Raw genomic sequence first — 25,317 nt, forward strand, 5'->3', positions numbered from 1 at the left:
AACCCGGACCTTGGTCACACGCTCTGCGCCCGGTACTGCGGAAGCCCGATCACCGGGGGCCGCTCCAGCGCGATCACCTGGTGGCTGTGGGCGGTGAAGTCGCGGGTCACGGCGTCCCGGGTGAACTGGGTCAGCACCGGGCGGGCCAGGTTCTCGGCGGCCTTCAGGCGGTGGGTGCGGTCCAGCCGCTCCAGGGCGGTGCGGTAGATGGTGGCGGCCATCCGGCCCAGCGCCTGGCTGTCCTGGTGGCGGTGGTGGCGCACCCCCACGTCCACCTGGGCCAGCGCGTCCAGGCCCACCAGCTCCAGCGCGTCCACCAGCAGGCCCAGCTCCACCCCGTAGCCGGTCGGGAAGTGCAGCCGCTCCAGCAGCGAGCGGCGGGCCGCGTACTCGCCGCCCAGCGGCTGCACGAAGCCGGCCAGCTGCGGCCAGTGCAGGTCCAGCAGCGGGCGGGCGACCAGCTCGGTGACCCGGCCGCCGCCGGCCGGCACCACCGCTCCTTCGGTCTCCAGCGGGCGGTCGTACATCGCCTTGACCAACTGCAGGTCGGGGTCGGTGAGCAGCGGGCCGATGATGCCGCTGACGAAGGCCGGGTCGAATGCGCGCAGGTCGGCGTCGATGAAGCAGACGATCGCCCCGCTGGTCACCAGCAGCGAGCGCCAGAGCACCTCGCCCTTGCCCGGCACGGCCAGCAGTCCGGGCAGGATCGCGTCCCGGTGCACCACCCGGGCACCGGCCGCCGCGGCCACCTCGGCGGTGCGGTCCGCCGAGCCGGAGTCGACCACCACCAGTTCGTCCACCAGCGGCAGCCGCTCCATCAGCTCGCGGCGGATCACCGTGACGATGTCGCCCACCGTGGACTCCTCGTCCAGCGCGGGCAGCACCACGCTGACGGTGCCGGCCGCCCCCGCGGCCTGCTTGGCGGCGAGCAGCGCGGCGGGCGGCCGGTCGCCCGCCCGCCAGGAGCGTCGGCGCAGCCAGTCGGCCGCCTCCGGGAGTAGCGCGGGGCTCTGCTCGGCAGGCAAATCTCGCTCCTTGTGAATCTCGTCTCGCGGGTCGGACGGTCGGCCTCGGTGGACCGCCCTTCGGATACAGTCTTCGTACTGCGGTCAGACCTTCGCACGCCGGGGTCGATCGCTCGGACTCGCCAGCATTCCTGGTGTCCACAACTTCATAGAGCTCATCCAGAGGGACTGAGGGAACGGCCCGTCGACGTCCCGGCAACCTTCTCGTCCGGCCTTCGCGGGCCCCGGCGGGGCAGGTGCCAATTCCGGCCTGTGGCGCGACCGCGCCATGGGGAAGATGAGGAGAGAGGCCTCGCCATCATGGCTACCGCTACCCCTGCAGCTGTCGGTCCCGTCGATCTCGGCCCCGCCGCCGCGCTGTCCTGTCGCGAGTGCGGCACCCGGTTCCCGCTCGGTCCCAGCTTCGCGTGCCTGGAGTGTTTCGGCCCGCTGGAGATCGCCTACGACTACGAGGGCTACGACGCCGACGAGCTGCGCAAGCGGATCGAGGCCGGCCCCGCCTCGATCTGGCGCTACGCCCCGCTGCTGCCGGTGCCCGCGGACGTGGCCGGCAAGCCCAACCTGAACCCCGGCTGGACCCCGCTGGTGAAGGCCGACAACCTCGGCCGCGAGCTCGGTTTCACCGCCCAGCTGCACGTCAAGGACGACTCCGGCAACCCGACCCACTCCTTCAAGGACCGGGTGGTGGCCTGCGCGATCGAGGCCGCCCGCGCCTTCGACTTCACCACGCTGTCCTGCTCCTCCACCGGCAACCTGGCCGGCGCGGTGGGCGCCGCGGCGGCCCGGGCCGGCTTCAAGTCCTGCGTCTTCATCCCGCACGACCTGGAGCAGGGCAAGGTCGTGATGGCCGGGGTCTACGGCGGTGAGCTGGTCGGCATCGAGGGCAACTACGACGACGTGAACCGGTTCTGCTCCGAGCTGATCGGCGACCCGGCCGGCGAGGGCTGGGGCTTCGTCAACGTCAACCTGCGCCCGTACTACGGCGAGGGCTCCAAGACGCTGGCCTTCGAGATCTGCGAGCAGCTCGGCTGGCGGCTGCCGGAGCAGATCGTGATCCCGATCGCCTCCGGCTCGCAGCTCACCAAGATCGACAAGGGGCTGCAGGAGCTGATCAAGCTCGGCCTGGTCGAGGACCGGCCCTACAAGATCTTCGGTGCCCAGGCGGCCGGCTGCTCGCCGGTCTCCGCGGCCTTCAAGGCGGGTCACGACGCGATCCGCCCGGTCAAGCCGGACACCATCGCCAAGTCGCTGGCGATCGGCAACCCGGCGGACGGCCCGTACGTGCTGGACATCGCCCGGCGCACCGGCGGCGCGGTCGAGGACGTCACCGACGCCGAGGTGGTGGCGGCGATCCGGCTGCTGGCCCGCACCGAGGGAATCTTCGCCGAGACCGCGGGCGGCGTGACCATCGGCGTGCTGAAGAAGCTGGTCGAGAACGGTCTGCTGGACCCGGCCAAGGAGACCGTGGCGATCAACACCGGGGACGGCCTCAAGACGCTGGACGCGGTGGCCGACGCGGGCCTGACCGCGACCATCCGGCCGACCCTGGAATCCTTCCGCGCCGCCGGCCTGGCGTCCTGACCCCACCCCCAGCAGCTGAGCCAGCGGCTCAGCCGGCAGTTCAGCAAGCGAGGAGACACCGATGAGCGCGAACGTCCGTATCCCGACCATCCTGCGCACCTACACCGAGGGCGCCGCCGAGGTGAGCGCCGAGGGCGCCACCCTGCAGGAGGTCATCGCCGACCTGGAGCGCAACCACCCCGGCATCGCCGCGCGGATCCTGGACGAGGCGGGCAAGCTGCGCCGCTTCGTGAACGTGTACGTCAACGACGACGACGTGCGGTTCGCCGAGGGCCTGGCCACCGAGGTCGGGGACGGCGCCGGGGTCTCGATCATCCCGGCGGTGGCGGGCGGCTGCTGACGCGGCGTCAGCGCCCCTTCGAGCGCGTTTCCAGGGCGCCGTCCGGCTGTTGGCCGGGCGGCGCCCTGCTGTCGGCCGCCCGCCGGTGGCGCGGCGGCCCGGCCGGTGTCCGTGGCTGTCTCCGGCAGGGCATAGGCTGTCCCCGATGTCCGGGTCCGGCTCGCCCCGCCGCTCGCACGGCAGTTGAGCGCGGCTGGAGCCGTCCGGCCGGTGAGACGCATCTGCCGAGGTATCGCCCGAACCCTGTCGGCGCCTCGTCAGAATTCTTTGGACTATTTGCGGGTTTCGTCCGCTATGTCCCAGCCGAATTGCCGAGGTCTGTCGCATTCATCCCCGACTATCCCTTGGCGCCCCAAGCGAATTGGCGTTCAGTGGCCCTGTTGCACAGGGCGCCGATGCGGATACATTCAGCCGCGGTCGATGCATGCGCCTGCTTCGTCAGCGCCAACTGGCGCCCGGGGGTGGGACGCTGCGGCATGCGGGAGCGCGCCCAGGGGGGATTCCTCGGGTCGCTCCACCAAGACCCGCGCCCGTGACCTGCGGGTGCGCGAAGGGCCAGCACAGCACTAGGGGAGTTCGGAATGGCTCAGGGCACCGTCAAGTGGTTCAACGCGGAGAAGGGCTACGGCTTCATCGCGGTCGACGGTGGTGCGGACGTGTTCGTCCACTACAGCGCGATCCAGATGGACGGCTACCGCACCCTTGAAGAGGGCCAGCGGGTCGAGTTCGAGATCTCCCAGGGGCAGAAGGGCCCGCAGGCGGACATGGTCCGCGCGGCGGTCTGACCTTTCCGAACCTCGGAGCCTCGGCTCTCACCGAGCTGGTGGTTCAGCGGCAGGCCCGTGGGACTTCCCGGACACCGGGACGTCCCGCGGGCCTGCCGTTCGTTTTGCCGCGAGTTGTCGTCGGGTCGCCCGAGGAGCTTGCACTCGCCATGCCGGAGTGCTAATCATTGGCGTTAGCACTCACAGCTTGAGAGTGACAACGGACCGGGTCGGTGAGGCTCCGGGAGCGGTAGGGGACAGGACCCCCGCATACCAGGGCCGTCCGTCGCGGGCACCACTGGTCCGAGCAGTCGACCGTGTCCTGGAGGACCACTTCCGATGGCCAAGATCATCGCGTTTGACGAGGAAGCTCGCCGCGGCCTTGAGCGCGGCATGAACCAGCTTGCCGACGCCGTCAAGGTGACGCTGGGCCCCAAGGGCCGCAACGTCGTCCTTGAGAAGAAGTGGGGCGCCCCCACGATCACCAACGACGGTGTCTCCATCGCCAAGGAGATCGAGCTCGAGGACCCCTACGAGAAGATCGGCGCGGAGCTCGTCAAGGAGGTCGCCAAGAAGACCGACGACGTCGCGGGTGACGGCACCACCACCGCCACCGTGCTCGCCCAGGCGCTCGTCCGCGAGGGTCTGCGCAACGTCGCCGCCGGCGCCAACCCGATGGCCCTCAAGCGCGGTATCGAGAAGGCCGTCGCGGCCGTCTCGGACCAGCTGCTGGCCCAGGCCAAGGATGTGGAGACCAAGGAGCAGATCGCTTCGACCGCCTCCATCTCGGCCGCCGACACCCAGATCGGCGAGCTCATCGCCGAGGCCATGGACAAGGTCGGCAAGGAAGGCGTCATCACCGTCGAGGAGAGCAACACCTTCGGTCTGGAGCTCGAGCTCACCGAGGGCATGCGCTTCGACAAGGGCTACATCTCGGCCTACTTCGCCACCGACCTGGAGCGGATGGAGGCGTCGTTCGACGACCCGTACATCCTGATCGCCAACTCCAAGATCGGCTCGGTCAAGGACCTGCTCCCGCTGCTGGAGAAGGTCATGCAGAGCGGCAAGCCGCTGCTGATCATCGCCGAGGACGTCGAGGGCGAGGCCCTGTCGACCCTGGTGGTCAACAAGATCCGCGGCACCTTCAAGTCCGTCGCCGTCAAGGCCCCGGGCTTCGGCGACCGCCGCAAGGCCATGCTCGGCGACATCGCCATCCTCACCGGTGGCACCGTGATCTCCGAGGAGGTCGGCCTCAAGCTCGAGAACGCCGGTCTCGACCTGCTGGGCAGCGCCCGCAAGGTGGTCATCACCAAGGACGAGACCACCATCGTCGACGGTGGCGGCGACAGCGACCAGGTCGCCGGCCGGGTCAACCAGATCCGCGCCGAGATCGAGAACAGCGACTCGGACTACGACCGCGAGAAGCTCCAGGAGCGCCTCGCCAAGCTGGCCGGCGGCGTGGCCGTCATCAAGGCCGGCGCGGCCACCGAGGTCGAGCTCAAGGAGCGCAAGCACCGCATCGAGGACGCCGTTCGCAACGCGAAGGCGGCCGTCGAGGAGGGCATCGTCGCGGGTGGTGGCGTCGCGCTGCTGCAGGCGTCGGTCGCCTTCGACAAGCTGGAGCTGGAGGGCGACGAGGCCACCGGTGCCAACATCGTCAAGGTCGCGCTGGAGGCCCCGATCAAGCAGATCGCGGTCAACGCCGGCCTCGAGGGCGGCGTCGTGGTGGAGAAGGTGCGCAACCTCCCCGCCGGCCACGGCCTGAACGCCGCGACCAACGAGTACGTCGACCTGATCGCCGAGGGCATCATCGACCCGGCCAAGGTCACCCGCTCCGCGCTGCAGAACGCCGCCTCCATCGCGGCGCTCTTCCTCACCACCGAGGCCGTCATCGCCGACAAGCCGGAGAAGGCCGCTGCCGGCGCTCCGGGCGGCATGCCGGGCGGTGACATGGACTTCTGATCCTCCACCGAGGATCACGGGTTCTGAACAGGGCGGCCTCCTTCGGGAGGCCGCCCTTTCGCGTGCCCACCCGCCCCCGGGGGTGCGCGAGAATGGGTGCATGTCCGACATCGAAGCCGCCCTGCACCAGGCCCGCGCGCTGATCCTCACCGACCTGTCCGCCCGCGCCGTCCTGGACCGCGACCCCGCCGCGGACGCCGCCGTGGTGTCCATGGTGGAGGACGCCGTGACGCACCGGCGCTGGTGGCTGGAGCAGTGGCCGGACGGCGTCGAGTTCGTGGCCGGGCTGCTCGCCCAGGACGTCCAGGACGCGCTGCTGGAGGGCTACGGCCGCTGGCCGCTGTGCGAGGACTGCGCGCGCGAGGGCGACCCGCACGCGCTCGGCGTGGAGCCCGAGCTGGGGCCCGACCCGCACTGGGTGTGCGGCAAGGAGGGCGTCGTGGTGGCGGCGGTCGGCTCGCTCCAGCCCTAGGCGACGGCTAGGCGATCAGGGTGTTGATCTCCGCCAGCAGGTTGGCGCGGGCCTGCTGTTCGAACCGGGCGTGCCCGGCGGGGGTGCGGTAGAGCACCGGCAGCGCGATCAACTGGTGCAGGATGAGCGCGCGTTCGCGGCGGAACACCTCCTCGGGGATGAAGGCGTACTCCTCGCGGACCGCGGCGGCGTAGCCGGCGTACGCCTCGGGCGAGCGCCCGAGCACCGCGAGGTCGGCGTCGCAGAGCACCTCGCCGTCCCGGTCACCGGGGCGCGGGAAGTGGCTGACGGTGAGCCGCACCAGCCGGACCACCTCCTCGATCAGCCCGGCCGCCAGCCCCGCCTCGCGCAGCGCGCGGATCGCCAACTGGGCGCTGCGCTCCTCGTTCTCGGACCGGTCCGGCTGGTAGACGGCGTCGTGGAACCAGGCCGCCAGCCGGACGGTGTCCGGCGCGTCGGCGTACTCGGCGAGTGCGTCCACCTCGTCCAGCACGGCCAGCAGGTGGTCCGTGGTGTGGTACCGGCGATGCGGCTCGGCCCAGCGCGCCAGCAGCGCGCGCCCGTACGGCTCGGGGTCGACGGTGGCCGAGCAGCGCTCCAACAGGGCGGTCCATCGATCGAGCAGGGCGTCGGTGGCGGGGTGCGGGTCGGTAGGCATGACGGTCATTGTGCTCGCCCCCCGCGGCGGGGCGGCACCCCGGTCGGCTGACGGCCCGTCTTTCGTACGCCGGGTCCTGCCGGGGGCTCGCCGGTGGGTCGGGTGATGTGGCAGGGTAGCTGATATGTCTAGACCAATCTTCGAAGTCATCGCGCTGACGGCGCTCGATGCCCAGGCCGCGCAGTCGGGCGGTGCCGACCGGCTCGAACTGGTCACCGACATGGCCGCCGACGGGCTGACCCCCGCGCTCGCCGACTTCGCCGCGATCCGGGCAGCCGTGGACCTGCCGCTGCGGGTGATGCTGCGGATCCGGGACGGCTTCGGCGCCGGTGACCTCGCGGAGCTGGTGGCCCGGGCGGTGGCGCTGCGCGCCGAGGGCGCCGAGGAGTTCGTCCTCGGCTTCCTGGACGCGGACGGGAACGTCGACCTGCCCGCCGTGCGCACCGTGGCCGAGGCGGTGGCGGGCTGCCGCTGGACCTTCCACCGGGCGATCGACCACAGCGCCGACCGGGCCGCGCTGCGCGCCGCGGTCGGCGAGCTGCCGGGCCTGGACACCTTCCTCACCTCGGGGGCCGCCGCGGGGGTCGCGGCGGGCGGCGAGGTGCTGGCCGGTGAGCTGGCCAAGTCGGGGGAGCCCGGCTACCGGCAGCGGATCCTGATCGGCGGCGGTCTGCACGCCGAGCACCTGCCGCGGCTGCGGGCCGAGGGCTTCGACGCCTTCCACGTGGGTGGCGCGGTGCGGACAGCGGGCTGGAACTCGCCGGTCGACGCGGCCAAGGTCGCCCGGTGGCGAGCGCTGATCGACGGCTGAGCGGCTGAGCGGCCTGTCCGGTCGGCGGCGGTCCGCACTGCGGAGCGCCGCCGACGGGCTCAGCCCAACTCGGCCGGCAGCGGCTCGGCGTGCAGCACCGTCAGGCCGGAGACGGCACGGGTCAGCGAGACGTACAGCCGCCGCAGGCCGGTGCGCCGGTCCGGCTCGCCGGCCACCACGGCGGCCGGCTCGTCCAGCACCACGTAGTCGTACTCCAGGCCCTTGGCCAGCGAGGCGGGCACCAGGGTGAGCCGGCTCTCCGCGGTGGTCTCGGTGCCCGGCGTCAGGAAGGCGAGACCGGCCTCGGCCAGCGCGGCCTCGAAGAGCGGCAGGCGCGCGTCGGCGGCGATCAGGCCGGTCGAGCCCTCGTGCGCCAGCGCCTCCCGGCAGGCCGCCACGACCGCCGCGACCAGCTCCTCCCCGGTGGCCCGGCGGATCGTCAGCGAGTCTGCGGCGGTACGGATCGAGGTGGCCGGGGCCAGGCCCGGGGCGATCGCCGGCAGCAGGCGCGAGGCGTAGGCGATCACCTCCTCGGGCACCCGGAAGCCGGTGGTGAGCTCCTCGACGTGCGCGCCCGGCTTGCCCAGGTGGTGCAGCGCCTCGGGCCAACTGCCGGTCGCCCACGGGGTGGTGCCCTGCGCCAGGTCGCCCAGCACGGTGGCCGAGCCGGTGGTGCAGCGCCGGCCCACCGCGCGGTACTGCATCGGTGAGAGGTCCTGCGCCTCGTCGAGGACCACATGGCCGAGCGAGGGGGTGCGGTGCACCAGGTCGACGGTCTCGTCCACCAGCACCGCGTCCGCGGCGGTCCACGGCGCGGTCTTCGGTGAGCGGCCCGGCTTCTCCCAGCGGATCGCCGCCTGCTCCGCGGCGTCCAGGATCCCGTCCGCGCAGCTCGCCAGGAACTCGGCGTCGGTCAGCAGCCGGTGCACCAGCTTGGCCGGGTCCACCGGCGGCCAGCAGGCCTTGACCAGGGCCTTGACCTCGCGCGAGCGGGCCACCGCGTCCTGCACCCGGTCGTCGGGGGCCTCGCCGCCCTGCTCCATCTTCAGCAGCACCGCGTGCGAGACGCGCTGCGGCAGCGCCTCCATGGCGGCCCCGTAGCGGATGTCCCGGCTCGCCAGCTCCTCGATGATCTCGACGAGTTCGTACGCCGGGACCCGCCAGCGGCGGGAGCCGCGCACCACCACGCAGGGCTCGGTGGGCAGCGTGATGCCCGAACGCACGGCCCGGCGCAGCACCTGCGCCATCCGCGCGTCGCCCTTGATCCGGGCCGCCTCGGCCGAGTCGGTGCCGCGCACCTCGACGTGCCGCACCAGCTCCTGGACGGTGGCCTGCGCGACGTCCAGCTCGCCCAGCGCGGGCAGCACCTGCTCGATGTAGGAGAGGAAGGAGGCGTTCGGCCCGATCACCAGGGTGCCGGACTTGGCGAGCCGCTCGCGGTGCGCGTACAGCAGGTACGCCACCCGGTGCAGGCCCACCGCCGTCTTCCCGGTGCCGGGCGCGCCCTGCACGCAGACCGTGCCGGTCACCTCGGCGCGCACGATCTCGTCCTGCTCGGGCTGGATGGTGGCCACGATGTCGCGCATCGGGCCGACGCGGGGCTTCTCGATCTCGGCGGCCAGCAGCGCGGAGGCGCTCTCCAGCTCGGCCGGGTCGCTCAGGTTCTCGTCCTCGTAGGCGGTCAGCTCGCCGCCGGTGTAGCCGAACCGGCGCCGCTTGCCGATGTCCATCGGGTCCTTGCGGCTGGCCCGGTAGAAGGTCTGGGAGACCGGCGCGCGCCAGTCGATCACCATCGGGTCGCCCTCGGCGTCGTGCACGTGGCGCCGGCCGATGTAGAAGCGCTCTCCGCCTGCCCCCTCGCTCGCGTCGCCGGAGATCGCGTGCAGGAAGTCCAGCCGGCCGAAGAAGAGCGGGGTGTGGGCCAGGTCGGCCAGGGCGGCGATCCGCCGCTCGACCTGCTTGCGCAGCACCTCGGCGGTCACCCAGGTGCCGGCCACGTCGGAGATGTCCAGCGCCTGGGCGTCCTCGCGCATCGCGCGCAGGGCGGCCCGGGACGAGGCGAGGTGGTCGCGCTCCCGCTGCAGCGGGTCGGACGGCAGGTCGGTCAGGGCGTCGGGTGTGGCGGGGGATGGCACAGCGAACCTTCCCGGCCGCGCCGTTGCGGTCGCGGCGGTCTCGTCGTAGCTCACAGTGAAGGAACCTGACCGGTTGCCGAGCGGTCAGGGCCTCCCACGGCTGCCACGGACGGCACCACGCTTCGGGAGGGGGCAGACCGGACAGCATAGAGCGCCGTTCGCCCCCGCGCTAACGGATATTCGCCGCACAAGCACCTGAGGGTCGGGTACGGGGTCGGGTACGCCGCGGGGACGAGTTCTGCCTCTTCGGGTACGGACTTTGGGCCGATGTGCTGACGGCGCGCGAAAACTACCGTGGAACACATGAGCACCGTCAACGTCACGGCGCCCCCGGCAGCGGCCAAGACCCCCCGGGCGCGCACCACCACCGAGTCCCTGGCCGGCGCCACCGCGGCCTCCGCGGCCGACGGCCCCCGCCGGCGACCGCCCCTGAAGCAGGCCGTGCGCAACGTCGGCATCGTGCTCGACACCGCCGCGCGCGTGGTCCTCCTCGGGCGCGACGGCGTCAAGCTGTAGTCGTCCGGTAGCCGTCGGACGACTGCCGTCCGCTACACGTCGTCGGCGTCGATGATCCGGTAGGCGTACCCCTGCTCGGCCAGGAACCGCTGGCGGTGCGCCGCGAAGTCCTGGTCGACGGTGTCCCGGGCGACCACCGAGTAGAAGTGTGCGGAGTGCCCGTCCGCCTTGGGCCGCAGCACCCGGCCCAGCCGCTGGGCCTCCTCCTGGCGGGAGCCGAAGGTCCCGGAGACCTGGATGGCCACCGTCGCCTCCGGCAGGTCGATCGAGAAGTTGGCCACCTTGGAGACCACCAGCACGCTGATCTCCTTGCTCCGGAACGCCTCGAAGAGCTTCTCGCGCTGGGCGTTGCTGGTCTCGCCCTTGATCACCGGGGCGCCCAGCACCTCGCCCAGCTCGTCGAGCTGGTCGATGTACTGCCCGATGATCAGCGTCTGGTCCTTCTCGTGCTTCTTGACCAGCGCCTCCACCACCCGGCGCTTGGTCGCCGTGGTGGAGCAGTACCGGTAGCGCTCCTCCGGCTCGGCGGTCGCGTAGGCCAGCCGCTCGGAGTCGGTCAGGGTCACCCGCACCTCGCAGCAGTCGGCCGGCGCGATGTAGCCCTGCGCCTCGATCTCCTTCCACGGGGCGTCGAAGCGCTTGGGACCGATCAGGCTGAACACGTCGCCCTCGCGGCCGTCCTCGCGCACCAGCGTCGCGGTCAGGCCGAGCCGGCGGCGGGCCTGCAGGTCGGCGGTGAACTTGAAGACCGGCGCGGGCAGCAGGTGCACCTCGTCGTAGACCACCAGGCCCCAGTTGCGGGCGTCGAACAGCTCCAGGTGGGCGTAGGTGCCCTTCCGCTTGGTCGTCATCACCTGGTAGGTGGCGATGGTGACCGGGCGGATCTCCTTGCGGGTGCCGCTGTACTCGCCGATCTCGTCCTCGGTCAGCGAGGTGCGCTTGACCAGCTCGTGCTTCCACTGGCGGGCCGAGACGGTGTTGGTGACCAGGATCAGCGTGGTCGATTTGGCCTCGGCCATCGCCGCCGCGCCGACCAGCGTCTTGCCCGCACCACAGGGCAGCACGACCACGCCGCTGCCGCCGTGCCAGAAGCCCTCCACCGCCTGCTGCTGGTAGGGGCGCAGCTGCCAGCCGTTCTGGTCCAGCTCGATCGGGTGCGCCTCGCCGTCCACGTAGCCCGCGTGGTCCTCGGCCGGCCAGCCCAGCTTGAGCAGCACCTGCTTGATCTGCCCGCGCTCGGAGGGGTGCACCGCGACGGTGTCGGGCTCGACCCGGGCGCCGACCAGCGGGGCGATCTTCTTGGACTTCAGCACCTCCTCCAGCACCGGGCGGTCGGTGGTGGTCAGCACCAGCCCGTGCACCGGGTGCTTGAGCAGCTGCAGCCGCCCGTAGCGGGCCATCGTGTCGGCGACGTCGACCAGCAGCGCGTGCGGCACCGGGTAGCGCGAGTACGTCACCAGGGCGTCCACCACCTGCTCGGCGTCGTGCCCGGCGGCCCGCGCGTTCCACAGCCCCAGCGGCGTCACCCGGTAGGTGTGCACGTGCTCGGGCGCCCGCTCCAGTTCGGCGAACGGCGCGATCGCGCGACGGCAGTCGGCCGCCTGGGGGTGGTCGATCTCCAGCAGGAGAGTTTTGTCGCTCTGGACGATCAGTGGCCCGTTGTTCACGGTGAGGAGTCCTCCATCGGGTCAGGCGCAGACCCTCCAGTGTCCCGCATCGGTGGGGCCTTCGGGGCCGGAGCCCGGCAGCCGGGGGCGGGCGGGCCCACCGCGCGCCGGGTGGGGCCGTCTCTCAGGCCTGCGGCTGGAGCCAGATGTAGGCGGCGAAGCGGCCGGTCGCCTGTTCGCGGCGGTGGGAGAAGAGGGCCTGGTCCTCGATGGTGCAGCGGGCGTCGTGGCGGATGTCTGTGAGGCCGGCGCGGGTCAGTTGGGCGGTGATGCCGGCCCGCAGGTCGAGGGCGGGGGTGCCCTGGCGGGTGGTGGACCAGACCTCGGGCAGGACGGCGGCGGACTCCTCGCGCATCGCGGCCGGGACCTCGTAGCAGTGGCCGCAGGCGGCGGGGCCGATCAGCGCGGTCATCCGGCCGGGCTCGGCGCCGGCCTCGGCCATCGCCGCCACCAGGTTCGGGGCGACACCGGTCAGCGTGCCGACCCGCCCCGAGTGGGCGGCGCCGACGACCCGGGCCACCGGGTCGGCGAGCAGCACGGCCGCGCAGTCCGCGCCCAGGGAAGCCAGGGCCAGGCCGGGCTCGGTGGTCCACACGCCGTCCAGCGCGGGCGCCTCGCTGCCCCAAGGGGCCTTCACCTGCTGCACGGTGGCGCTGTGCACCTGGCGCATCCAGACCACCCTGTCCGGCGCCAGGCCGAACTGGCGGGCGGTCAGCTCCCGGTTGCGCAGCACGTTCTGGTAGTCGTCGGCGGTGGCCCCGCCCAGGTTGCGGCCGTAGGGGGCGGGGCTGACGCCGCCGTGGCGGTCGGAGACGGCGCAGCGGATGCCGGGGGCGAGTTCCATACCGGCGACCCTACCCAGCTAGCCCTCGTCCAGTTCGGCCACGCCGGTGATCCGGTGCAGCGCGAAGGTGTTCAGCTTCTCCGCGTGGTGGTCGAAGGCGGTGACGTAGCCGCCCTCCACCTTGACCGGGTCGATCACCCGCTGCGAGGCCAGGCCCTCGGCGTTGATGTAGCCGATCCACATCCGCTCGCCGAGCAGCACCGCGGTCTGCAGCGCGGCCAGGGTGTCGGCCGCCGCCGTGCGCGGCAGGTGACGGGTGTCGGTGCGGGCCGGGCCCGTTTCGGGGCGGGTGGCGGCGGGTCCGGTGACGGTCTCGCGGCGGTGCGCCGTGGCGGCCCGGTCGCCGGCCCGGATCGCCTTGACGGCCGCGCCGAGCAGCACGTCGTCCGGGGCGGTGGGGCCGTCGGCGATCGGGGCGGGGGCGCTGCGCGGCGGGGTGCGGTGGCTGTCGGGGCGGGTGATCACCAGGTCGCCCTCGGCGGACTCGGCGGCCGGCGCGTAGCCCATCGCGCGCAGCACCGTCAGCACCGTCTCCGGGCCGCTCTGGGCGGCCAGCACGGTGGGCGCGAGCAGCCGCAGCCGCAGCTCGGCGGCGCGGCGGTCGGCGAGCACCTCGGCGAGCAGCGCGGGGTCGTCGCAGCGCAGGTAGGCGCCGGCCGCGCCGACCCGCAGCACGCCGTGCCGGCGCGCGACGTCGTCGATCAGGTAGCTGAGCGGCTGCGGGACGGGCGTGCGGGAGTGCTGCTCCAGGAAGGCGTGCAGATCGGTGGCGCTGCGCCCGGCGTCCAGCGCCCGGCGGACCGATTCGGCGGTGAACCGGTAGACGGTGGCGCCGCCCTTGGACTCGATCTCGGCGCAGAGCGCCAGCGCCTGGGCGAGCGGGGTGAGCAGCGGCCCGGGGGCGATCGCGGTCAGGTCGGGCTGCAGGATCACGTGGTCCAGCGGCTGCGGCAGCAGCGGGGCGAGCACCGGCGCGGGGTCCTGCCCGGCCAGCAGGGCGCGGCCCGCCGACCCGAGCGCGCCGCGCCCGGTGACGCCGAGCAGCTCGGCCTCGGCCAGGCTCCACGAGGTCAGCTGGTCGCGCAGCTCGCGTCCGTCGGGGCCGGTGGGGCCGCCGCGCAGCGGGCGGTGCCAGCGCTGGACGGGCAGCAGCGCCTCGGCGTCGGCCACCGTGCCGGGCGGCAGCTCGGCGAGCAGGCCGAGCACGGCGCGCCGGGTGACCGGCGCCAGTACCCGGTCCAGCTCGGGGCCGAGTGCGGCGCGCGCCTTGCCCTTGCCGTCGGGTGCGCCGACCAGCCCGGCCACCCGGGTGCCGGCCAGCCAGCCGCGGGCCAGCAGCACCCAGCGCTCGGCGGTCGGCTGCTGCAGCCACAGGTCGTAGGCGGGGGTGGGGGCCCAGACCTCGCCGGTCCGCCCAGCCAGTTCGCCCACCTCGCCGTCGGGGGCCAGTAGGCCCGCACCGTAGGCGAGTTCGAGCCAGAAGGCGGCGCCCGCCTCGTCGGTCTCCAGGGCGAGGGCGGCCCGCTTGAGGTCGCGCACGCCCAGGCCGCCGGCCCGCAGCGCGGCGGGCGGCTGCAGGCCCCACAGGTCGAGCAGCTCCTCGACGGTGCGGACCGCGGTGTGGGCCTGGCCGGCCGCCGCGCTGTCCACAGCCTGTGGATCGCGCTCGGCGACGGGGACCACCACCGGTGCGAGCGGCGTGACGGTGCGGTGGCTGCGTCCGCCGCGCAGGTGCAGTGCGACCTCGCGGGGGAGCACCACGGTGCCGGGGCCGGAGGGCAGCAGCAGGCCGCGGGCCAGCAGCCACTCGACGGGGCTGCGCGCCTGATCGGCGGTGACCGGGCGGGCCGCGTCGGGCACGGTGCCGGTGGGCGGGCCCCAGACCAGCCGGTCCAGCACCCCGAGCGCGGCCGGCGGCGCCTCGGCGAGCAGCGCGGCGCACCGCTTGCGGTCGGCGAACAGCGCGCCGAGGGCCGCCACCGCGGTCACCGGGTCGGGCGTGGCGGGCAGGCCGGCGCCGGCGAGCAGCTGTTGCAGTCGGGCCGGGGACATCCCCAGGGTGGCCTCGCCCAGGGTCGGCCCGAGGCCGGTGCCGCCGGGCCCGGCGGCGCTGGGGGCCAGTGCCTCGCGGACCGCGATCACCAGGTGCGGCGCCGTGTCGGGGCCCCAGAGCAGCCCGCGTTCGCGCAGCGCGGCCAGTGCCCGGGGCAGCGCGGCGATCACCGCGGCCCGGTCCACCGGTTCGGCGCCGGGGTGCGCCTTGACCCGGGCGGGGCCGGCCAGCAGGTCGCGCAGCACGGTGGCGGCGCCGCCGTCCGGCATCGCGGCCAGCGCCTCGGCCACCTGCAGCGTGAAGCGGTCCAGCCGCTCCAGCGCGCGCAGCGCGGAGGCCCGGCTGGAGAGCCTGGCGGTCAGCTGGGTGAGGTCGGTCGGCACGGGGTTGAGCAGATCGGGGCGCAGGCGCAGCAGGGTGGCGAGTGCCTGGTCGCTGCTGGCGCGGAGTTCGTCGGCGAGGGTGCGGGCCCCGCCGGAGGCTCCGTTCGGCTCGGTGGTCATCCGACCCAGCGTAGTCGCAGCGGTTGGCGTGCGGGGGCCGCGCCGGTGCGGGATCCCCGGGCGGGCGGTGCCGCCCGCCGGGCGGTCCCGGCACCGGGGGTGGCGCGGCGACGCGCGGGGCATTGGGCGGGTAGCTCTCGCATGGCCGGGCGGCAGTCGGTAGCGTCAGCGGACGGCGGGGCCTGGCGTACGGAACAGGGTGGCGGACGATGGCGGGTGGGCAGTCGGGCGGACGGCCTGGCGAGCGGGGCGGTGCGCGGCCTGCGGACGGCGAGGTCGGCGAGCGGCTGACCGGCGGTCTGTCGGGCGGCGAGTGGTGGCGGGTAGACGGACCCTGGCGGGTGCTGGGCGCCGTGCCGGGCGCCGGCGCGGCCGCGGAGCCCGGGTCGACGGCGGGCCGGGGTGCGGGTCAGCAGGCGGCGGAGGCGGGCGCCGAGGACGGGGTCTACCTGAGCGGGTCCGCCGTGCCGCCGCGCCCGACCGCGCCGCCCACTGCGGCCGTCCCCACGGCTTCCCCGTCCGCCGGGCCCGGGATCCCGGCGCGCCGGGCGCCGCACTCGATCTTCCGCAAGCGCACCCCCGCCGCCGCCGCGGCCCGCCGTGAACCGGCCGCCGAGATCCCGCGGCAGGCCTCCGTCGCGCCCGAGGAGGGAGCCCCCGCCGCCTGGCTGATCGCGCCGGCCAGTCCCGGCGCGGGCCGCCCGCCGGCTGCTGCCGACTTCCCCGGCTGGGACGCCGTCACGATCGAGTTCCCGCCGGACGACACGGAGACCGCCGAGCCGCCGGCCGAGGAGGCGCCCGTCCCCGAGCAGCCGCCCGGCAAGGGGGGCAAGGCGGGCCGGCGCGGCAGACCGGGCAAGGGTGCCGCGGTGGAACCGGAGCCGGAGCAGGGGATCGAGGCGGCGGGCGAGCTGCCCGCGGCCTCGGTCCTGGCCGGCCGGCGCCCCTCGCCGCTGCTGCTGCTCGCCGCCGCGGTGCTGGTGGGCGGCGCGGTGAGCGGGGTGATCCTGGTGCTGCTGGCCGGCTGGGGCCTGGCCTACCTCTCGGCCCGGCTCGGCAACCTGACCAAGAAGTTCGCGGTCTTCGGCATCCCGATGATCACCATGACCGCCTCCAGCATCTGGTTCTGGGGGCGCTCCGAGGGCCGCTGGGGCGATGCGCTGGCCAAGGGTGCTCCGGTGACCCACGCCACCCTCACCGCCGCCCCCGGGGTGCTGCGGCTGGCGGGGGTGCTGTCGGCCGTCTTCCTGCTGGCGGTGGCGCTGCGCCGGCGCCCGCTGGGCTGACGCGGGGGAGCCGGCCCCGGGTCACTCCCCGAGCTTGCGGGCCAGCTTGACCAGGGCCGCGCGCCGGCTGGCCAGGTCGTCGTCCGTCAGCCCCGCCATCACCATGGCGATCACCTTGGGCGCGGTGAACCACCAGGCGGAGAGCGCGAAGACGGCGTACAGCAGGTGCTGGGCGGGCAGCTCGCGGCTGATCGTCCCGGCCTGCTGCGCCTCCGTGATCGCCGTGACTCGCTGGGCGTAGTAGGCGGCCCGCTCGTTGTCCCGGGCGGTGGGCTGCGGCTCGATCAGCAGCCCCTCCCAGCGCAGCAGGCGCAGGAAGGTGGGGTTGGCCGCGTGCCAGTCGAAGAGCAGCCCGGCGAACTCGCCGAGGTCCTCGCAGTGTTCGGGCAGCGGTGAGGCGGCGGCCATCACCTTGGCCAGCTCCTGGTCGATGACGTGCCCGAAGAGCTGTTCCTTGTTGCCGAAGTACTGGTAGATCCGCTCCTTGTTGACGCCGGCCAGCTTGGCGATCCGGTCCACCCGAGCACCTTCGGGGCCGTGCTCGGCGAACTCCCGCACGGCGGCGTCCAGCAGCAGCTGCTTGGTTCTCTCGGTGTCCCATGCCATGGCGGCAGTCTAGGGCGAGATGTCCAACTGAATGGTTGGACATAGCCCGGGGCGCGTGCCAGACTCATTCCAACCAGTCAGTTGGAGTTACTGCGTTCCCTGGGGGCCTCGCCATGTCCGCTCCGTCCGTGCACCACCGCGCCGTGATCACCTGGGTGGCCGTCTACCCGACCATCACCCTGGTGCTGGGGCTGCTCGGCCCGCACACCGCCCACCTGCCGCTCGTCGTCCGAACCCTGATCCTCAGTGGGATCGTGGTGCCGGTGGTGGTGTACGGGCTGATACCGGTGCTGCACCGGCTGCACGCCGCGACGATCGGCCGCCGCTACGCCCGCAGGGCCGTCGTGTAGCGGATCGCGGTGCGCCGCACCAGGCTGCCGTCCGCCGCCATGAGCGGAGTGAGCTCGGCCAGTGCCGCCGCTCGCGCCTCGTCCAGGCGCTCGGCCGGGATCGCCTCCAGTACGGCGCGCCACCCGCCCGCCCGCTGCGAGCGCCACCAGGCCTCGGCGTCCGGGTAGTGGGTGGCCGCGGGGTGTTCGACCGTGTGGACGTCGCCGAAACCGGCCCGGTGCAGCAGCTCGGCCGCCTCCTCGGGGCTGCGGCCCAGCGGATTGAACCTGGCCGCCCTGCTCTGCCGCACCCGGGCCGCCTCGGGCGGCAGGAAGGCGTTGAGCGCCGCGCCGGGCCGCTCCCAGCCGGGCTCGTCCGCGCCGAAGGCGGTGAAGGCGAACCGCCCGCCGGGCACCAGCACCCGGTGCACCGAGTCCAGCGCCGCCGCCGGATCGGGCGTGAAGATCACTGCGAACGAGGAGAGCGCGGCCTCGAAGGAACTGTCCGGGAAGCCCAGCGCCTCCGCGTCGTCGACCCGGACGCAGACGTTGCGCAGGCCGCGCCCGGCGGCCTGCGCGGCCGTGGCGCGGACCATGCCCGGAGCCAGGTCCACGCCGACCACGTAGCCCTCCCGCCCGACTTCGGCGAGCGCGGCGAAGAGCACCGCGCCCCGGCCGCAGCCGACGTCCAGCACCCGGTCGCCGGGCCGCAGGCCGGCCAGCCGGGCGAGGCGGGCGCCGATCGGATTGAAGAAGCCGCCGTTGGCCTCGTCGTACTCGTCGGCCGCGAGCGAGAACGCGTGGGCCAGCGCGGACTTGCGGCGATGGGACGCCTCGTCCTGCCCGGCGGGTGACTCACCTCGGAGCTGAGTGTTCGTCATACCGCCATGGTGGTCCCGCTGTGGCGCGGGTCACAAGAGGTCGGGCGGCGCCGGCGGGAGCACGCGGGTACGCGCCCGGGGCGAGGCTGGCCTAGTAGGTGAGCAGTGTCTGGAGCTCGGCGAGGATCAGGCTGGCTCCGGTGTAGCCGATCCCCTCGAACCAGAGCTGGTCGTCCACCGGGAAGGCGCGGTGGCCGCGGACCGCGCCCAGGGCGTGCCAGGCCGGGCCGGTCAGGACGGCCGCGGCTGCGGCGGCCGGGCCGCCGTGGACGGCGTAGAGCAGGACGTCGCCGTCGGCCCCGGCGAGCTGGTCGGGGGTGATCTCGACGTCGAACTGGTCGACGTTCTGCGCATCGGGGCGGCCGAGCTGGAGGTCGGCCAGGATCGTGCCGAGGAAGCTCTGCCGGCCGTAGAGCCTGATCCGCCCGCCCGGGACGAACCGGACCAGGCTGACCCTGCGCCCGCCGGTGGCACCCGGGCCGCCGAGCGCGCGGCTCGTCGCGGCGATCTGGCCGCGGTAGGCGGCGGCCACCGCGTCGGCCTCCACCGGCCGGCCGAGCGCTCTCGAGTGGAGCTGGACGTTGTCCTTCCACGGGTATCCGGTGGTCCGGCTGAGCACGGTGGGCGCGATCGCGCGCAGCGCCTCGAAGTGCGCGCCGTCGCGCAGCGCGTTGCCCAGGATCAGTTCGGGGCGCAGCGCGCCGATCCGGTCCAGGTCCGGCGTCCCGATGGTGCCGGCGTCGGCCACCTCGGCGAGCCGGGTGGTCGGCCAGTAGCCCGGCAGGCCGGTGTCGTAGGCCGCCCGGCAGGCGCCGACGGGGGTGATGCCCAGGGTCATCGCCGAGTCCAGCTCGGCGGTGTCCAGGGCCACCACCCGCAGCGGCCGGCCCGGGACCTCCACCGCCCCGGTCGCCGCCGTGACGGTGGCGGTGGCCGCGGCGGTGGCGGTGTTCACCGGTTGCGGAGGCCGCACGGCCGGGGCTCGGCGGCAGCTGCCGAGCGCGGTCGCCAGGGCCGCGCCCAGCACGGCTCGGCGCGGTGGGTGACGGTGCATCGGGCTCCTCGGCGGCCGGGTGGGGGCGGGGAACGGCGTCAGGATCGGGCGCTGCAGGCCCCCGGGAAGGATGTCCTATTTGCCGGAAATATAACGGGATGCTGAGCGCCTTAAGGTGAAGGCATGTCTGCGATCTCAGCGCCTGCCCCGCTCACCGTCGGTTTCGACCTCGACATGACCCTGCTCGACACCCGTCCGGGGATCAGGGCCACCTACCTGGCGCTGTCCGCCGAGACCGGCACCTACATCGACGCCGACCTGGCCGTCACCCGGCTCGGCCCGCCGCTCACCGTCGAGCTGGCCAACTGGTTCGACGAGGCGCGGCTGCCGGCCGCGCTGGAGCGCTACCGCGCCCTCTACCCCGAGCACGCCCTGGCGCCGACGGTGCCGCTGCCCGGCGCGCGGGAGTCGGTGGCGGCGGTCAGGGCGGCCGGCGGCCGGGTGGTGGTGATCACGGGCAAGTACGAGCCCAACGCGCGCCTGCACCTGGAGCACGCGGACCTGGAGCACGACGCGCTGGTCGGCGACCTGTGGGCGGAGACCAAGGGCGCGGCGCTGCGCGAGCACGGCGCCGGGATCTACGTCGGCGACCACCTCGGCGACATCATCGGCGCCCGGGTCGCCGGGGCGCTGGCGGTCGCGGTGGCCACCGGGCCCTACGACGCCGGGCAGCTCGCCGAGGCCGGGGCGGACGTGGTGCTGGCGGATCTGCGGGAGTTCCCCGCCTGGCTGGCCGACCACCGCCGCGGCTGACGCCGCGCGGGCTCAGGCCTGCGCGTCGGCCCGGCGGCGCTGGGCGCGGGCCGAGCGGAACAGGCCGACCAGCGCGAACAGGAAGCCCAGCGGCATCAGCATGCTCGCGAAGTAGGCGGGGGTCGGCAGCGGGGTGAGGTGGAAGAAGAGCGGGACGAAGGTCGCGATGGTGGCCAGCGCGCCCACGATGAAGACCACCGCTCCGATCCGGACCAGGCCCTCGCCCGACGCCTTGCTGCTCACGGCCGCCTCCTGCTGCACCTGTCGCCCGCCCGCGGCACTCCCGCGGAGCCATCGCCCCAGTCTCGCAGAACCCGGACCGCAAACCGGACCGCGAGCCCGCCCGTGGCCCGGCCCGTGCCGGCCGACCCCTCGCCACCTGCGTCGATCCGGGCCTCGTCACTGCCTGCGGTTCGCCGGGGACAGCGAGTTTCGGACTCCCGGTGGCGGGGGTATGCAGGTTTCGCACGGGGTCGCCCGATCCCATCGTCCAGCCAAGGGGGTGTGAGCCGTGACGTCCGCCCAGCCGTCGTCAGCAGGCCGTGTCACGCCCTGGCCGGCCACACTCGCCAGAGCCGGATACCAACCACCGGACGTGTGCGAGTGAAACCCTTGACCGGCCGTTAGCCTGCCGCCGACGGACGCCGTTCACCGGCCCGTCCGGGTCGGCGGCCACCCGCGACCCCCCGCCGGGCGCACCGCGCACGACGCACCGCAGGTGAGACCGGCCCGTCCCTGATCCGCACCGGGCACCCCGACGACGACGCCGGGGCGCCGCCACACCCACCCCATCCACACTGAGGACATTCGAGATGCCCACCGGCCAGGTCAAATGGTTCAACGAGACGAAGGGCTTCGGCTTCCTGTCGCGCGACGACGGTGAGGACGTCTTCGTCCACAGCAAGGCGCTGCCTGCCGGCGTGAGCGCACTCAAGCCGGGGCAGCGGGTGGAGTTCGGGGTGGTCGCCGGGCACCGCGGCGACCAGGCGATGGGGGTCACCCTGCTGGACGCGCTGCCGTCGGTGGCCGCCGCGCAGCGCCGCAGCGCCGACGACATGGCACCGATCGTCCAGGACCTGATCACCATGCTGGACGCCGCACTGCCGGGGCTGCAGCACGGCCGCTACCCGGCCAAGCCGGCCGGGCAGAAGCTGGCCGTGGTGCTGCGCGCGGTGGCCGACCAGTTCGACATCTGAGACGTCGAGCTGCGGCAGGCCTTCCCGTGCCGCGTTACGGGAAGGCCAGCGCCTCGGGCGCCAGGGCGGGCACCAGGCCCTCCTCGGCCGCCCGGGTCAGCAGCGCGCGCACGGCCGCGTAGCCCTCGTCGCCGAGCCCGGCGGTGAACTCGTTGACGTACAGCCCGATGTGCTGGTCGGCAACGGCCGGGTCCATCTCCTGCGCGTGCGCCAGCACGTATGCGCGCGAGGCGGCCGGATCGGCCCAGGCCGCCTCGACCGAGCCGCGCACCGCCGCCGCCAGCTCGCGCAGCCTGGCCGCACCGAGCGAGCGCTTGGCGATGATCGCGCCCAGCGGGATCGGCAGCCCGGTCGCCGCCTCCCAGGCCTCGCCCATGTCGGCCAGCTTGGCCAGCCCGTACTCCTGGTAGGTGAAGCGCGCCTCGTGGATCACCAGCCCGGCGTCCACCCGGCCGTCCCGCACCGCCGGCATGATCTCGTGGAACGGCAGCACCACGATCTCGCCGAACCCGCCGGGCACCGCGGTCGCGGCCCAGAGCCGGAACAGCAGGTAGGCGGTGGAGCGCTCGCTGGGCACCGCGATCCGGCGCCCGCTCAGGTCGCCCTCCTCGCCGGGCCGGGTGAGCACCAGCGGGCCGCAGCCGCGGCCCAGTGCGCCGCCGCAGGGCAGCAGCGCGTACTGGTCCAGCAGCCAGGGCAGCGCGGCGTAGCTGACCTTGAGCAGGTCCAGTTCGCCGCGCTCGGCGAGCCCGTTGGTGACGTCGATGTCCGCGAAGAGCACCTCGGGCGCCTCCTGGCCGGGCAGCAGGCCGTGCGTCCAGGCGTGGAAGACGAAGGTGTCGTTCGGGCAGGGCGAGTACGCGATCCGCAGCGGCTCAGCCACCGGTGGTCTCCTCAGTCGAGCGGGTGCAGTGCGGTCAGTCGGTCGTAGGGCAGCGCGGCGAAGGCGCGCTCCAGCGCGCCCAGCGCCTCGCCGATCCGCCAGGCGGCGCGGTCGCGCGGGCCCACGGCGTTGGAGACGGTGCGCAGCTCCAGCACCGGCACACCGCACCGGACGGCGGCCTCGGCCACCCCGAAGCCCTCCATCGCCTCGGCGACGGCGCCCGGGTGGCGGCCGGTCAGCTCCGCGGCGCGTTCGGCGCTGCCGGTCACGGTCGAGACGGTCAGCACCGGCCCGACCACCGCCCCGGTCGCCCCGGCCAGCAGCGCGAGCGCGGCCGGCGACGGGGTGTGCCGCACCGTGCCGAAGCCCAGCTCGGCCACGTCCTGGAAGCCGTCGGGGGTCTGCGCGCCCAGGTCGGCGGCGACGATCGCGTCGGCCGCGACCACCGAGCCGATCGGCGCGTGCGGGGCGAAGCCGCCGGCGATGCCGGCCGAGACCACCAGCGGGTGGCGCCCGGTGGCCAGCGCCAGGGCGGTGGCACCGGCGGCTGCGGCCGGGCCGACTCCCGCGGTCACCACGGTGACCCGGTCGGCGCCCGCGCCGCGCAGCACCGCCTCGGCCTCGGCGGCCACCGCGACCACGACGAGCAGCCGAGCACCCCCAGGAGGGCTCGGCTGCTCGTCGGCGCGCTGGGGCAGGGTCACTGGCCCTGCGAGGGGTCCTGACCCTGGCTGGCGTCCTGCGACTGCTGCTGGCCCACCGGGGCGGCGTCGTTCTGCAGGTCGAGGAACCAGACCGCGATGATGCCCGGCTTCGCGGAGTCGGCGGTCTTCGGGTCGAACTCGATGATCGTCAGCGTGGTGTCGCGGACCTGGGTCAGCACGTTCACGGCCGGGACCAGGCCGGAGAAGGTGCTGGTCTTCTGGTAGTTCGCGATGGTGGCCGTGCCCTGGCCGCCGCCACCGTTGGTGTAGGCGCGCCAGCCGTTCTTCGCGCTGTCCGGGTCCAGGCCGACGCCGATCTGGTCGCTGGTCTTGATCGACAGCTTGCGGAACTGGGCGGGCTGGTTGGAGAACGCGGCGCAGGCCTGGTTGGCGGCGGCGTCCAGCGGCTTGCCGCCGTTGTAGCAGACCGGGTCCGGCGTGAACTCCTGCGAGGAACGGCCGATCGTGACGGTGGCCTTGGTCGCGATCGGCTTGGGCTGGCCGGAGGCGTAGGCGATGGACCCACCGAGCGTGCCGGCGCCGATCACGACCACGGCGCCGAGGGCGGCGATGACACGGGTGCTGAGGCTCATGGACGAAGGCTATCCAACTCTGCCGGTCACGCGACGCGGGGGTGCGGTGCGCCGCCGCGAACGCCCAGCCGGACCAGCGCCAGCACCGTCCAGAGCAGGGCCACGCCCAGGATCGCGGCGGCGACCGACAGACCCAGCGTGCCGTTCAGCGGCAGCAGGATGCCGAGCGCGCCGCCGGCCACCCAGCACAGCTGCATCAGGGTCTCCGAGCGCGCGAAGGTGGAGGTGCGCACCGCCTCGGGGACGTCGCGCTGGATCAGCGAGTCCAGCGCGAGCTTGGCCAGCGAGGCGGCGATCCCGGCGACCGCGGCCACCGCCAGCACGGTGACCAGGTTGTACCAGATCGCGGCGGCTGCCGCGGCTGCGGTGGCCAGCAGCAGCATCGCGGTGATCAGGGCCTCCGAGCCGCGGCTGCGCAGCCAGGAGCCGAAGACCGAGCCGAGCGCGTTGCCGCCGCCCGCCGCCACCGCCAGCAGACCCAGGCCCACCGTCGGCGACACGCCGCCGACCGGGGCCACCCGCACCAGGAAGGCCAGGAAGAGGGTGAGGAAGCCGCTCAGCCCGCGCAGCGCCGCCACCGCCCGCAGGCCCAGGATCACCGCGGGGCCCACCGTGCGCAGGGTGCCCTTGGGCCGGGGCGCCGCATCGGCCCGGCCGTCCTGCGCGGTCGCGTCCTGCGGGTCGGCGTGCGGGCTGGCGTGCAGCACCGCGCGCTGCTCGCCCTTGGCGGAGTCCACCTGGTGCGGCAGGTGAAAGGCCATCAGCGTGCCGATCACGAAGACCAGGAAGGCGCCGCGCAGCGGCCACGAGGGCCCGGCCAGGTGCAGCAGCCCGCCCACCGCGGCGGCCAGGCCGGTGGCCAGCAGGCCGGCCAGGGTCACCCGGGAGTTGGCCTTCACCAGCGTCACCCGGGCGGGCTTGAGCCGGGGCACCACCACGCTGCGCACCACGCCGTACGCCTTGGAGGCCACCAGGCAGCCCAGCGCCTCCGGATAGAGCGTCAGGTTGCCGTCGGCGATCGAGCCCGCCATGGTCCAGGCGAGCACCGCCCGGGTCAGCATCGCCATCGCCATCGCGGCCCGGCGGCCGTGCGGCAGCCGGTCCAGCAGCGGGCCGATCACCGGGGCGAGCAGCGCGAACGGGGCCATGGTGACCAGCAGGTAGAGCGCCACCCGGCCACGGGCCTCGCTGGTGGGCACCGAGAAGAAGATGGTGGAGGCGAGCGCGATGGTGATCAGCATGTCGCCGAAGGAGTTGAGCGCGTGCAGCTCGATCAGCTTGGCCAGCCCGGACTCGCCGGCGCCGTCGGCCGAGGTGGCCTTGCGGATCCGCCGTCCGGTGCCGTGCACCACCCGCCCGGTGCCCAGACCGGCCGCCGAGGCACCGCGGAGCAGCAGGTTGCGCCGCGCCGGCGGCTCGGGCTCCGGGTCCGGATCGAGGTCGGCCTCCGGGGCCGGGCCCGGTTCGAGATCCGGTCCGGGGCCGGGATCGGGCTGCGGAGCCCTGATCTCGGGGCGCGCGGACTTGGTCAGGTCGACCGGCGGACTCGTCCCGGTCGCGGGCGACCCGGGCAGCGGGGATCCGTCCGCCGGGTGCGGATCCGCATCGTCCACCCCGGGGATCGAGAGCTGCTGTCGCGGCACGGCGACCGGCCTGGCGTGCTGCGACGGAGTTTCGTCCGCCACACAGGCAATCCTGCCT

25 protein-coding genes and 1 riboswitch are annotated in these 25,317 nt (G+C 74.0%); of the genes, 11 read left to right on the forward strand and 14 right to left on the reverse strand.

The genetic code is table 11. The annotated features are described in order from the left end of the window. Positions 1 to 14 precede the first annotated feature (14 nt). Complete coding sequence (locus OG294_RS22560; protein WP_327068338.1) at positions 15 to 1,025, reverse strand: glucosyl-3-phosphoglycerate synthase; 1,011 nt, start codon at positions 1,023 to 1,025, stop codon at positions 15 to 17. Between the two features lie 152 nt (positions 1,026 to 1,177). Beyond that, positions 1,178 to 1,309: riboswitch (SAM riboswitch) on the forward strand. A gap of 16 nt (positions 1,310 to 1,325) precedes the next feature. Here OG294_RS22560 and thrC point away from each other — a divergent pair. The 5 genes from thrC to OG294_RS22585 all read left to right on the forward strand — a co-directional run bounded on the left by thrC (position 1,326) and on the right by OG294_RS22585 (position 6,144). Continuing rightward, positions 1,326 to 2,606, forward strand: coding sequence for a threonine synthase (gene thrC / locus OG294_RS22565; protein ID WP_327068339.1), 1,281 nt, complete (start codon positions 1,326 to 1,328; stop codon positions 2,604 to 2,606). 61 nt (positions 2,607 to 2,667) lie between these two features. Continuing rightward, the gene (locus OG294_RS22570) at positions 2,668 to 2,946 is read left to right on the forward strand and encodes a MoaD/ThiS family protein (protein ID WP_327068340.1); all 279 of its coding nucleotides are present in this window, start codon (positions 2,668 to 2,670) and stop codon (positions 2,944 to 2,946) included. 581 nt (positions 2,947 to 3,527) lie between these two features. Continuing rightward, on the forward strand, positions 3,528 to 3,731 hold the full coding sequence (locus tag OG294_RS22575) for a cold-shock protein (RefSeq protein WP_030289665.1): 204 nt from the start codon (positions 3,528 to 3,530) through the stop codon (positions 3,729 to 3,731). A 318-nt stretch (positions 3,732 to 4,049) separates the two neighbouring features. Beyond that, on the forward strand, positions 4,050 to 5,672 hold the full coding sequence (groL, locus tag OG294_RS22580) for a chaperonin GroEL (RefSeq protein WP_327068341.1): 1,623 nt from the start codon (positions 4,050 to 4,052) through the stop codon (positions 5,670 to 5,672). Positions 5,673 to 5,772: 100 nt separating this feature from the next. Next, positions 5,773 to 6,144, forward strand: a complete 372-nt coding sequence (locus OG294_RS22585; protein WP_327068342.1) for a hypothetical protein — start codon at positions 5,773 to 5,775, stop codon at positions 6,142 to 6,144. 7 nt (positions 6,145 to 6,151) lie between these two features. On the opposite strand, the gene OG294_RS22590 is transcribed toward OG294_RS22585, so the two are convergent. Further along, on the reverse strand, positions 6,152 to 6,811 hold the full coding sequence (locus tag OG294_RS22590; protein ID WP_327068343.1) for an HD domain-containing protein: 660 nt from the start codon (positions 6,809 to 6,811) through the stop codon (positions 6,152 to 6,154). A 115-nt stretch (positions 6,812 to 6,926) separates the two neighbouring features. Here OG294_RS22590 and OG294_RS22595 point away from each other — a divergent pair, with 115 nt between their 5' ends. Beyond that, positions 6,927 to 7,613 (forward strand): copper homeostasis protein CutC, encoded by a 687-nt coding sequence (locus tag OG294_RS22595; protein ID WP_327068344.1) that lies wholly within the window; start codon positions 6,927 to 6,929, stop codon positions 7,611 to 7,613. 59 nt (positions 7,614 to 7,672) lie between these two features. Here OG294_RS22595 and OG294_RS22600 read toward each other — a convergent pair whose 3' ends face one another. Then, positions 7,673 to 9,748, reverse strand: a complete 2,076-nt coding sequence (locus OG294_RS22600) for a HelD family protein (RefSeq protein ID WP_327068345.1) — start codon at positions 9,746 to 9,748, stop codon at positions 7,673 to 7,675. A 303-nt stretch (positions 9,749 to 10,051) separates the two neighbouring features. On the opposite strand from OG294_RS22600, the gene OG294_RS22605 reads away from it, so the two are divergent. Then, entirely contained in the window at positions 10,052 to 10,264 is a 213-nt protein-coding gene (locus OG294_RS22605) for a hypothetical protein (RefSeq protein ID WP_327068346.1), read from the forward strand. 32 nt (positions 10,265 to 10,296) lie between these two features. Here OG294_RS22605 and OG294_RS22610 read toward each other — a convergent pair whose 3' ends face one another. From OG294_RS22610 to OG294_RS22620, 3 genes are all read right to left on the reverse strand, one after another. Further along, the gene (locus tag OG294_RS22610) at positions 10,297 to 11,931 is read right to left on the reverse strand and encodes a DNA repair helicase XPB (RefSeq protein WP_327068347.1); all 1,635 of its coding nucleotides are present in this window, start codon (positions 11,929 to 11,931) and stop codon (positions 10,297 to 10,299) included. A 124-nt stretch (positions 11,932 to 12,055) separates the two neighbouring features. After that, positions 12,056 to 12,775 (reverse strand): peptidoglycan editing factor PgeF, encoded by a 720-nt coding sequence (gene pgeF, locus OG294_RS22615; RefSeq protein WP_327068348.1) that lies wholly within the window; start codon positions 12,773 to 12,775, stop codon positions 12,056 to 12,058. Between the two features lie 18 nt (positions 12,776 to 12,793). Further along, entirely contained in the window at positions 12,794 to 15,331 is a 2,538-nt protein-coding gene (locus OG294_RS22620; RefSeq protein WP_327068349.1) for a helicase-associated domain-containing protein, read from the reverse strand. A gap of 209 nt (positions 15,332 to 15,540) precedes the next feature. Between OG294_RS22620 and OG294_RS22625 the strand changes: the two genes are divergently transcribed. After that, positions 15,541 to 16,617, forward strand: coding sequence for a hypothetical protein (locus OG294_RS22625; RefSeq protein ID WP_327068350.1), 1,077 nt, complete (start codon positions 15,541 to 15,543; stop codon positions 16,615 to 16,617). 21 nt (positions 16,618 to 16,638) lie between these two features. Here the strand turns inward: OG294_RS22625 and OG294_RS22630 are convergent, their stop codons facing one another. Next, entirely contained in the window at positions 16,639 to 17,223 is a 585-nt protein-coding gene (locus OG294_RS22630; RefSeq protein ID WP_327068351.1) for a TetR family transcriptional regulator, read from the reverse strand. Positions 17,224 to 17,336: 113 nt separating this feature from the next. Here OG294_RS22630 and OG294_RS22635 point away from each other — a divergent pair, with 113 nt between their 5' ends. Beyond that, the gene (locus OG294_RS22635) at positions 17,337 to 17,573 is read left to right on the forward strand and encodes a hypothetical protein (protein WP_327068352.1); all 237 of its coding nucleotides are present in this window, start codon (positions 17,337 to 17,339) and stop codon (positions 17,571 to 17,573) included. Here OG294_RS22635 and OG294_RS22640 read toward each other — a convergent pair. Together OG294_RS22640 and OG294_RS22645 are read right to left on the reverse strand one after the other, a co-directional pair. Then, on the reverse strand, positions 17,549 to 18,433 hold the full coding sequence (locus OG294_RS22640; RefSeq protein ID WP_327068353.1) for a class I SAM-dependent methyltransferase: 885 nt from the start codon (positions 18,431 to 18,433) through the stop codon (positions 17,549 to 17,551). The two genes, OG294_RS22635 and OG294_RS22640, sit on opposite strands and share 25 nt — an antisense overlap. Before the next feature lie 91 nt (positions 18,434 to 18,524). Beyond that, positions 18,525 to 19,487 (reverse strand): iron-siderophore ABC transporter substrate-binding protein, encoded by a 963-nt coding sequence (locus tag OG294_RS22645; protein ID WP_327068354.1) that lies wholly within the window; start codon positions 19,485 to 19,487, stop codon positions 18,525 to 18,527. A gap of 123 nt (positions 19,488 to 19,610) precedes the next feature. On the opposite strand from OG294_RS22645, the gene OG294_RS22650 reads away from it, so the two are divergent. Beyond that, positions 19,611 to 20,240, forward strand: coding sequence for an HAD family hydrolase (locus OG294_RS22650; RefSeq protein ID WP_327068355.1), 630 nt, complete (start codon positions 19,611 to 19,613; stop codon positions 20,238 to 20,240). A 12-nt stretch (positions 20,241 to 20,252) separates the two neighbouring features. Here OG294_RS22650 and OG294_RS22655 read toward each other — a convergent pair whose 3' ends face one another. Further along, positions 20,253 to 20,483: a hypothetical protein gene (locus tag OG294_RS22655; RefSeq protein ID WP_327068356.1), complete on the reverse strand. Its 231-nt coding sequence runs from the start codon at positions 20,481 to 20,483 to the stop codon at positions 20,253 to 20,255. A gap of 569 nt (positions 20,484 to 21,052) precedes the next feature. Here OG294_RS22655 and OG294_RS22660 point away from each other — a divergent pair. Beyond that, on the forward strand, positions 21,053 to 21,436 hold the full coding sequence (locus OG294_RS22660; RefSeq protein WP_327068357.1) for a cold-shock protein: 384 nt from the start codon (positions 21,053 to 21,055) through the stop codon (positions 21,434 to 21,436). Between the two features lie 34 nt (positions 21,437 to 21,470). Here OG294_RS22660 and OG294_RS22665 read toward each other — a convergent pair whose 3' ends face one another. Genes OG294_RS22665 through OG294_RS22680 form a run of 4 tightly spaced genes read right to left on the reverse strand, consistent with a single transcriptional unit; the run spans position 21,471 to position 25,013 of the window. Then, complete coding sequence (locus tag OG294_RS22665) at positions 21,471 to 22,319, reverse strand: 1,4-dihydroxy-6-naphthoate synthase (RefSeq protein ID WP_327068358.1); 849 nt, start codon at positions 22,317 to 22,319, stop codon at positions 21,471 to 21,473. Positions 22,320 to 22,330: 11 nt separating this feature from the next. Continuing rightward, a complete protein-coding gene (locus OG294_RS22670; protein WP_327068359.1) occupies positions 22,331 to 23,023 on the reverse strand; it encodes a futalosine hydrolase in 693 nt (230 codons plus the stop codon). Beyond that, on the reverse strand, positions 23,020 to 23,616 hold the full coding sequence (locus OG294_RS22675; RefSeq protein WP_327068360.1) for a hypothetical protein: 597 nt from the start codon (positions 23,614 to 23,616) through the stop codon (positions 23,020 to 23,022). Before OG294_RS22675 ends, OG294_RS22670 begins: the two co-directional genes overlap by 4 nt. A 26-nt stretch (positions 23,617 to 23,642) precedes the next feature. Continuing rightward, positions 23,643 to 25,013, reverse strand: coding sequence for an MFS transporter (locus tag OG294_RS22680; RefSeq protein ID WP_442789354.1), 1,371 nt, complete (start codon positions 25,011 to 25,013; stop codon positions 23,643 to 23,645). Between the last annotated feature and the right edge of the window lie 304 nt (positions 25,014 to 25,317).

The organism is Kitasatospora sp. NBC_01302, assembly GCF_035976515.1.
Classification (GTDB): domain Bacteria; phylum Actinomycetota; class Actinomycetes; order Streptomycetales; family Streptomycetaceae; genus Kitasatospora.